Origin of the sequence: Nocardioides sp., assembly GCF_031422975.1 — a bacterium.
Taxonomy (GTDB): Bacteria; Actinomycetota; Actinomycetes; order Propionibacteriales; family Nocardioidaceae; genus Nocardioides.
Genome location: NZ_JANPEO010000284.1, coordinates 1 through 8,938, shown reverse-complemented (window position 1 = coordinate 8,938; position 8,938 = coordinate 1). Strand labels below are relative to the sequence as shown.

The following is an 8,938-nucleotide window of genomic DNA, read 5'->3' as shown; positions in this document are numbered from 1 at the left end:
CTCGCTGTTCGGCCACACCCGGCTGCCCGAGACCGAGGTCGCTCTCCTCAACGCGCTCGGCGCCCTCCGCGACGTGCACCTGTGGCTGCCGCAGGCCTCCCCCGCCCTGTGGGGCTCGCTGGCCCCGACCGCCCGCGAGAGTCAGGTGCCGCGCGTCGCCGACGACTCCGCCGACCTCGTCGGTCATCCGCTCCTCGGCTCGCTCGGACGCGACTCGCGCGAGCTGCGACGCACGCTGGGCGACGTACCCACCGCACACACCGCCGGCGCGCCCGCGCCGCCGGACACCCTGCTCGGCTGGCTGCAGTCCGACCTCCGCGCCAACGCCGCGCCCGACGCCATCACCCGGGCGACGCGCACGGGTGAGGACTCCTCGGTGCAGGTCCACGCCTGCCACGGATCCGCGCGCCAGATCGACGTCCTCCGCGAGGTCCTGGTCGGACTGCTGGAGGACGACCCGACGCTCGAGCCGCGCGACATCTTGGTGATGTGTCCCGACATCGAGACCTATGCGCCGCTGATCTCGGCGGGGTTCGGTCTGGCCGACATCGCCGAGGGCCGGGGGCACCCGGCCCATCAGCTCCGGGTGCGCCTGGCCGACCGCGCCCTCGGTGCCACCAACCCGCTGCTCGGCGTGGCCGCCCAGCTGGTCGAGCTGGTGCGCGGGCGGCTGACCGCGACGCAGGTCCTCGACCTGGCCGGCGCCGATCCTGTGCGAGCACGCTTCGGGTTCGGCGACGACGCGATGGAGCGCATCGCCCAGTGGGTCGGCGAGGCCGGCATCCGCTGGGGGTACGACGCCGAGCATCGTGCGAGTTTCGGGCTCGGCGATCTGGCGGCCAACACGTGGGCCGCCGGGATGCGTCGGATCCTGCTGGGTGCCGCGATGTCGGGCCTGGACCACCGCCAGATCGCCGGCGCCCTCCCCGTCGAGGACGTCAGCGACGGAGACCTCGACACGGCCGGCCGGTTCGCGGAGTTCGTCGACCGCCTGCACACGTTCCTCACCGGGGCGGAGGCGGCACGCACCGTCGTCGACTGGACCCGGGTGCTGGGCGCGGGTGTGCACCAGCTGACCTCGACTCCGGTGGCCGACATCTGGCAGGTCGCGCAGTTCGACCGCGAGCTGGCCCGGATCGCCGCGGGTGCGGCCGAGAGGGACACGTTGCTGCGTCAGGCCGACGTCCGCGCCCTCCTCCAGCAGCGACTCCGCGGACGACCCACTCGCTCCAACTTCCGCACCGGCACGCTGACCGTGTGCACGATGGTGCCGATGCGCTCGGTGCCGCACCGCGTCGTGTGCCTCGTCGGACTCGACGACGGCGTCTTCCCGCGCGTGGGGGGAGTCGACGGCGACGATGTGCTGGCCAGGCGACCACGCACCGGCGAGCGCGACGTGCGCTCGGAGGACCGCCAGCTCCTGCTCGACGCGATCGCCGCGACCACCGAGACGCTGGTGATCACCTACACCGGACGAGGCGAGCACACCGGCGCCGAGCGACCCCCCGCCGTACCCCTCGGCGAGCTGCTCGACGCGCTCGACCGCACTGCCGCCGCGCCGGTGCGTGGGCAGGTGCTGACCCACCACCCGCTGCAGCCCTTCGACCAGGCCAACCTGATCCCGGGCCGGTTGCGCGGGGCGGGGTCCTTCACCTTCGACCGCTCGGCGCTCGCCGGCGCGCAGGCAGCGCGCGGAGAGCGGACGGTGGTGCGCGAGCTGGTGCCGACCGCGCTCCCCGCCGCGGAGCCGCCGGCCACCGAGGTCTCACTGGCCGACCTGCAGGAGTTCCTCCGGCACCCGGTCCAGGGCTTCCTGCGTCGACGGCTGCGGATCACCAAGCCCTACGACGCCGACGAGATCAAGGACGCCATCCCGATCACCCTCGACGCCCTCGAGCAGTGGGCGGCCGGCGACCACCTGGCCATGGCGGTGCTCGGCGGGGCCGACGCCACGGCCGTCGGCGAAGCGCTCAAGGTCGGCGGGCAGCTGCCGCCCGGACCGCTCGGCAAGGGCGTCCTCGACGGCATCATCACCAAGGTGCGACCCCTCGTGCTCAGTGCTCTCAGCCTGCAGGGAGGCCCGGTCCGCACCCTCGACGTCGACATCGACCTGGGCGACCGACGAGTCACCGGCACCATCGGCGACATCTTCGGCAACAACCTCGTCGCGGTCTCCTTCTCCAACCTCGGCGCCAAGCAGCGACTCGCTGCCTGGCTCAACGCGCTGGCCCTCGCGGCCGGCCGGCCCGACGAGAACTGGACGGCCCACACCATCGGCAAGCACCGCTCCGGCGGCCAGGTCGCGATGGTCCGCCCGCTCGCCGAGCACGACGCCCGCGCGTGGCTGCGCGATCTCGTCGCCCTCTACGAAGCTGGTCTGCGCGAACCGCTGCCGCTGCCGGTCAGGACGTCGCTGGCCTGGGCCGAGGAGTTCCGCCGCACCCAGGGCGGCAGTGACGGCGACCCCGACGCCCGGGCCCGGGCCGAGTGGCTGACACCGCGATTCAACGAGTCGGGATTCCCGAAGGAGGACTCCGACGTGTGGCACGTCCGCGCCTTCGGTCCGCACGCCGACTACGACCTGCTCAGTGGGCCGCTGCGTGCGGGCGAGGACGGGCCGGCACCTCACCGACTCGGACACTTCGCGTGGCGGCTGTGGAGCCCGTTGATCGGCGCCGACGCGCAGGGCAACGAACAGATCCGGGGGATCTGATGGAGACCTTCGACATCACGCGCGACCTCGAGCCGGGGATCACCCTCCTCGAGGCGAGCGCGGGCACGGGCAAGACCTGGACGATCGCTGCCCTCGTCACGAAGTACGTCGCCGCCGGCGAGGTCGCCCTCGACGAGATGCTCGTCGTCACCTTCACCCGGGCCGCCAGCCAGGAGCTGCGCGAGCGCGTGCGTGCCCAGCTCGACGAGGCGGTGCAGGTGCTCACCGACGCCTCGACCCGCGAACCGGACAACCGGCTGCACGACTGGCTGCTCGCGGGCGGCGAACCCGAGCGCGCCCGGCGGCTGCAGAGGCTCACGGCTGCGCTGGTCTCGTTCGACGCGGCCACCATCGCGACGATCCACCAGTTCTGCCAGCTGGTGCTGCGCAGCCTCGGCGTCGCGGGCGACACCGACGCCGGCGCCACCCTGGTCGAGGACCTCGAGCAGCTGACCTCCGAGGTCGTCGACGACCTCTACCTCGCCCGGTTCGGCGAGGAGGAGACGCCGCCGTGGACCCGCGCGCAGGCCCTCGAGCTCGCCCGCAACGTCGTGGGCGACCCGCGCGCCGTCATCGAGCCGATCGCCGTGCTCACCGAGGCGCCCGAGTCGCCCGCAGCGATGCGGGTCCGCTTCGCCACCGACGTGCTCGCCGAGCTCGAGCGCCGCAAGCGCCGGCTGGGCGTGCTCAGCTACGACGACCTCCTCAGCCAGCTCGCCGACGCCCTCACCGAGCTCGACGCCCCGGCCCGGGCACGCATGCGTCGCCGCTGGAAGTTCGTGCTGATCGACGAGTTCCAAGACACCGATCCGGTGCAGTGGCAGGTCTTCCAGCGGGCCTTCGCCGAGTCGACCACGATGGTGCTGATCGGCGACCCGAAGCAGGCCATCTATGCCTTCCGCGGCGGTGACATCGTCACCTACCTCGCGGCTGGCGACGCCGCGCGCACCACCCAGACACTGGGGGTCAACTGGCGTTGCGACCAGCCCCTGCTCGACGCGCTCCAGGCGCTGCTCGAGGGTGCGACCCTCGGCGACCCGCGCATCGTCGTCCACCCCGTGCAGGCGCACTTCTCGCAGTCGCGCCTGGCAGGTGCCGGGGCGCCGTTCCGGCTCCGGGTCGTACGCCGCACCGAGCTCGGCAAGGGTCCGCGGTCCAAGCCCCCGGTGGCCCTGTGGCGCGAGCACGTCATCACCGACGCGGCGCACGACATCAAGCGTCTGATCCAGAGCGGCGCGACGTTCGAGGGCCGGCCGCTGGTGCCCGGCGATGTCGCGGTGCTGGCCGCGCGGCGCAGCGAGCTCGAGGCCACCCAGGAGGCGCTCCTCGCGGTGGGTGTCCCTTCGGTCATCAACGCCGGCGGCTCCGTCTTCCACACGGCCGCCGCCACCGAGTGGCTGACCCTGCTCGAAGCGCTCGAGCAGCCGCACCGCGGCGACCGGGTGCGCGCCGCGGCGCTGACCTCGTTCTTCGGCTACTCGGCGGCCGCACTCGACGCCGGGGGTGACGACCTGACCGACTCCCTCGCCGACCGCGTGCGCACGCTGACCGACGTCCTGACCACGCGCGGGGTCGCCGCGGTGCTCGAGGTGGCCGTCGTGGCCGGCCTGACCGCACGCGTGCTGGGTCGAGTGGGTGGCGAGCGCACGCTGACCGACATCCGCCACATCGGCGAAGCCCTGCACCGGGTGAGCGTCGAGGACCGGCTCGGCATCGTCGGGTTGCTCGGCTGGTTGCGCCAGCAGGTCGCTGACGACAAGCTCGAGGTCGCCTCCGAGCGCACCCGGCGACTGGACTCAGATGCCGCCGCCGTACAGCTCGTCACGATCCACGGCAGCAAGGGCCTGCAATACCCCGTCGTCTACCTCCCGACCCTGTGGAACCGCTACGTCGGCAACGACCCGGAGATCCCGCTGTTCCACGACGACGAGGGCCGGCGCTGCCGCGACGTCGGCGGCCGCAGCCCCTTCCACCGGCACGCCGTGGCCCGGCACTGGCGCGAGGACGCCGGCGAGTCGCTGCGACTCCTCTACGTCGCGCTGACGCGAGCCCAGTCGCAGGTCGTCGCGTGGTACGCCCCGGCCGAGCGCAACACGCCCGCCTCGCCGTTGCACCGGATGCTGTTCGGTCGGCGCCCACAGGGTGCGGTGGTGCCCGACGAGCAGCCACTGGTCGCCGAGGAGCGGTTGCTCGAGATCCTGGGTCACTGGGACGCCGCCGGCGGCCCGGTCGTCGAGCCGGCCACGCTGACCCCTCCCGATCCCACTCCCCTCGCACACGCGGCGGACGCGCTCTCGGTGCGGACGTTCACGCGCACGGTCGACACCGCCTGGCGGCGTACGTCCTATTCGTCGCTCTCGGCCGCCGGCGCGGCCCACACCGACAGCGGCTCCTGGTCGGAGCCGATGTCGGAGCCGGAGGAGCCGCCGGAGGTCGACGACGCGCTCGTCCTGCTGGAGGCGGGCGCCCCGGACGTCGAGACCGCGGCCGTGCCGTCGCCGATGGCCGACCTGCCGGTGGGCGCGACGTTCGGTTCGCTGGTCCACGCCGTGCTCGAGCACGCAGATCCGGCCGCCGCCGACTTCCGCGCGGAGCTGCTCGGACACATCACCGAACAGTTGGTCTGGTGGCCGGTCGACCTCGACGCCGAGGCGCTGGCCGATGCCCTGGTCGCGGTGTGCACGAGCCCCCTCGGCCCGCTCGCCGCCGACCGGACGCTGCTCGACCTGCGGCTCCCCGACCGGCTCCGCGAGCTGGACTTCGAGCTGCCCCTCGCCGGGGGCGACGACGCGACCTATCCCACGATCGGGGTGCGCCTCGGCGACCTGGCACCCCTGCTCCGGCGACACCTGCCGGTCGGCGACCCCGTGCTGTCCTACGCCGACACCCTCGAGGACGACGCGGATCTTGCCGACCAGCCGCTGCGGGGCTACCTTACCGGGTCGATCGACGTGGTGCTGCGCGTCGCCGTCGACGGCACGGAACGGTTCCTGACCGTGGACTACAAGACCAACTGGCTGGGCGACCTGGATGCGCCGCTCTCCGCGCACGACTACCGCCCGGCGGTGCTCGACGACGCGATGGGGCACTCCGCCTACCCGCTGCAGGCCCTGCTCTACACCGTTGTGCTGCACCGGTTCCTGCGCTGGCGACTGCCAGACTACGACCCGGCATCCCACCTGGGTGGCGTGCTCTACCTATACCTCCGCGGCATGTGCGGGCCGGACACCCCACGCATCGACGGGGCGCCGTGCGGCGTGTTCGCCTGGCGGCCGCCGGTCGCCCTGGTGGAGGAGCTGTCCGGGTTGCTGGACGGTTCCGACGAGCGAGCGGGGGCGTCCGCATGAGCGAGCTGTTCGAGCCGGTCGACGAGCACGATCGGGACCTGGCGTTGACCGCACCGCCCGCGCTGGCCGTGGTCAACGCGGCAGGCGTGATCACTGCCGCCGACGTGCACATCGCCACCACCTTGGGGCAGCTCGGGGGCGAGCGTGATCCGGACGTGCTGCTCGCCATCGCGCTCACCTGCCGGGCCGTGCGGGGTGGCTCGGTGTGCCTGGAACTGGCCGACGTGACCACCCAGCTGGGCGACCTCGACCTGGCGTGGCCCGAGCTCGGCGCGTGGTCCGCTGCGATCGAGCGAAGCCCGCTCGTCGGCCTCGGGGTGCTGCACTGGGAGCACGGCCTGCTCTATCTCGACCGCTACCACGAGCAGGAGACCCAGGTGCTCGACGACCTGACGAGCCGGGCGGCGTCCACCCCGCGGACAGACCCGGCGCTGCTGGCGTCGTCGCTGGGCCGGGTCTTCCCCGACGCGGGCTACGACGAGCAGCGCGCCGCCTGCACCCACGCCGCCAGCCAGTGGACGACCGTGATCACTGGAGGTCCCGGCACCGGCAAGACGACGGCCGTGGCGGGCCTGCTCGTCGCGCTGCACGAGCAGGCCGAGGCGCGCGGCGAGCACCTGCGCATCGCCCTGGCCGCCCCCACCGGCAAGGCGGCGGCCCGCCTCGAGCAGGCGGTCCGCGCCAACGCGGCCACCTTCGACGAGTCCGACCGGGCCCGTCTGGCGGGGGTCAGCGCGATGACCCTGCACCGGCTGCTGCGCACCCACCCCGGCAACCGCACCCGCTTCCGTCATCACCGCGGCAACCGGCTGCCGCACGACCTCGTCGTCGTCGACGAGACGTCGATGGTGTCGCTGACCATGATGGCGCGGCTGCTCGAGGCCGTGCGCCCCGATGCCCGACTGGTGTTCGTCGGCGACCCCGACCAGCTGTCGTCGGTCGACGCGGGGGCGGTGCTGACCGACCTCGTGCGCGGCTACGAGGGTCGGCCGGACACCCCGGTCGCCGCCCTGAGGACGGCCCACCGCTACGGCGAGGAGATCCGGGCACTCGCCGAGGCTCTGCGCCTCGGCGACGCCGACGCCGCGATCGAGGCGCTCCGAGCCGGGCACGACCAGGTCGAGTGGATCACCGATCCGGACCCCGCGTCGGCGATCCGCGCCACGGCGCTGCCCGCGGCCCTCGCCGTACGCGACGCGGCCGCCGCAGGCGACGGGCCCAAGGCCCTGGCGGCACTCGAGCGTCACCGGCTGCTGTGTGCGCACCGCGACGGGCCCTTCGGCGTGCGGCACTGGAACCGGCGCATCGAGCAGTGGCTGAGCCAGGAGACCGGTGACCCGCTCTACGAGACGTCCTACGTCGGGCGGCCTGTCCTGGTGACGGCCAACGACTACACCCTGGGCATCTACAACGGCGACACCGGCGTGGTCGTCGAGACGCCCGCCGGCCGACGGGTGGCCGTGTCGACCAGCACCGGTGCGCTCGACCTGGCGCCGTCGCGGCTCGGCGACGTGGAGACCCTGCACGCGATGACGATCCACAAGAGCCAGGGCAGCCAGGCCGACGTGGTGACGGTGCTGCTCCCCGACGAGGAGTCACGGCTGCTGACCCGCGAGCTGTTCTACACCGCCGTGACCCGTGCCGAGACCAAGGTCCGCGTGATCGGTCCCGAGGCGGCCGTGCGCGCCGCGATCGCCCGACAGGCGCAGCGGGCGAGCGGACTTCGGGCGCGACTCGCCGACGGGTGAGACGCCTGAGCGTCCGGCGGCGGCTCGGCAACACTGCCGCAACACCACGCGGCTAGCCTGTGGCGGTGCCCTTCCTCCTGCGCGTCACCCTGCCCGACGTCCCCGGCTCCCTGGGCCGCCTGGCGGGCGCGATCGGCGAGGCAGGTGGCGACATCGAGGCGATCGAGATCGTCGAGAAGCGCCACGACGGCACCGCGGTCGACGACGTGCTGCTCGAGATGGCGCCCGGGGCGATGCCCGACTCGATCGTCTCGGCCTGCAACGCGCTCGACGGCGTCGAGGTGCTGTGGATCAGCCGGTACGCCGCAGGCGGCAACCTGTTCTTGGACCTCGAGGTGGTCGAGGAGCTGACCGCCCACCCGACCGAGGCACTCAACCGAGTGATCGACCTGCTGCCGGTCACCTTCCGCGTCGACTGGGCCGTCCGCGTCGGCGCCGACGGCACCGTCTCGCGAAGGACCGAAGCAGCGCCCACCGAGTTCACGTGGGTGGAGCTCGACCGGCCGTCCCGCCTCCCGGACGACGAGGTGAGCGTGCTCTGCGGCGCGCCCCTCGGCGACGACCTGATCGTGCTGGGTCGGCGCGGCGGACCGGAGTTCCTGGAGTCCGAGCTCGCGCGCCTCGGCCACCTCCTGGGGCTGGCGCGATCGATCAACCGCGCCTGACATCCGCCCTCGTGCCGATCGTCACTAAGGTGTGGCCACATGAGTGCGATCGAGGGCGTGTCCGAGACGTTTGATCCGACGGCCTGGGACGCGGTGCCCGGCTTCGACGACCTGACCGACCTCACCTACCACCGGGCCAAGGCGCACGGCACGGTGCGGATCGCCTTCGACCGGCCCGACGTGCTCAATGCGTTCCGGCCGCACACCGTGGACGAGCTGCTGCGAGTGCTCGACCACGCCCGCGCCTCCGCTGACGTCGGCTGCGTGCTGCTCACCGGCAACGGCCCGAGCGACAAGAACGGCAAGCGGGCGTTCTGCACCGGTGGCGACCAGCGCATCCGTGGCAAGGCGGGCTACCAGTACGAGACCGATGGCCACCTCGACGAGGCGGCGCCCCCCAACCCGATCGACCGCGCCAAGCTCGCCCGTCTGCACATCCTCGAGTGCCAGCGACTCATCCGATTC

At 73.1% G+C, this 8,938-nt stretch carries 5 protein-coding genes; all 5 read left to right on the top strand.

Going from position 1 to position 8,938, the window contains the following annotated elements:
• The coding region (recC, locus tag RMO85_RS08455) for an exodeoxyribonuclease V subunit gamma (protein ID WP_310528284.1) at positions 1–2,713 on the top strand (2,713 nt) is incomplete at its 5' end.
• Complete coding sequence (locus RMO85_RS08450; protein ID WP_310528283.1) at positions 2,713–6,060, top strand: UvrD-helicase domain-containing protein; 3,348 nt, start codon at positions 2,713–2,715, stop codon at positions 6,058–6,060. The genes recC and RMO85_RS08450, both read left to right, overlap by 1 nt.
• Entirely contained in the window at positions 6,057–7,808 is a 1,752-nt protein-coding gene (gene recD, locus RMO85_RS08445; protein ID WP_310528282.1) for an exodeoxyribonuclease V subunit alpha, read from the top strand. Before RMO85_RS08450 ends, recD begins: the two co-directional genes overlap by 4 nt.
• A gap of 65 nt (positions 7,809–7,873) precedes the next feature.
• The gene (locus RMO85_RS08440; protein ID WP_310528281.1) at positions 7,874–8,473 is read left to right on the top strand and encodes an ACT domain-containing protein; all 600 of its coding nucleotides are present in this window, start codon (positions 7,874–7,876) and stop codon (positions 8,471–8,473) included.
• A 39-nt stretch (positions 8,474–8,512) separates the two neighbouring features.
• Positions 8,513–8,938, top strand: a 426-nt coding sequence (locus RMO85_RS08435; protein ID WP_310528280.1) for an enoyl-CoA hydratase-related protein, incomplete at its 3' end; no start/stop codon positions are given.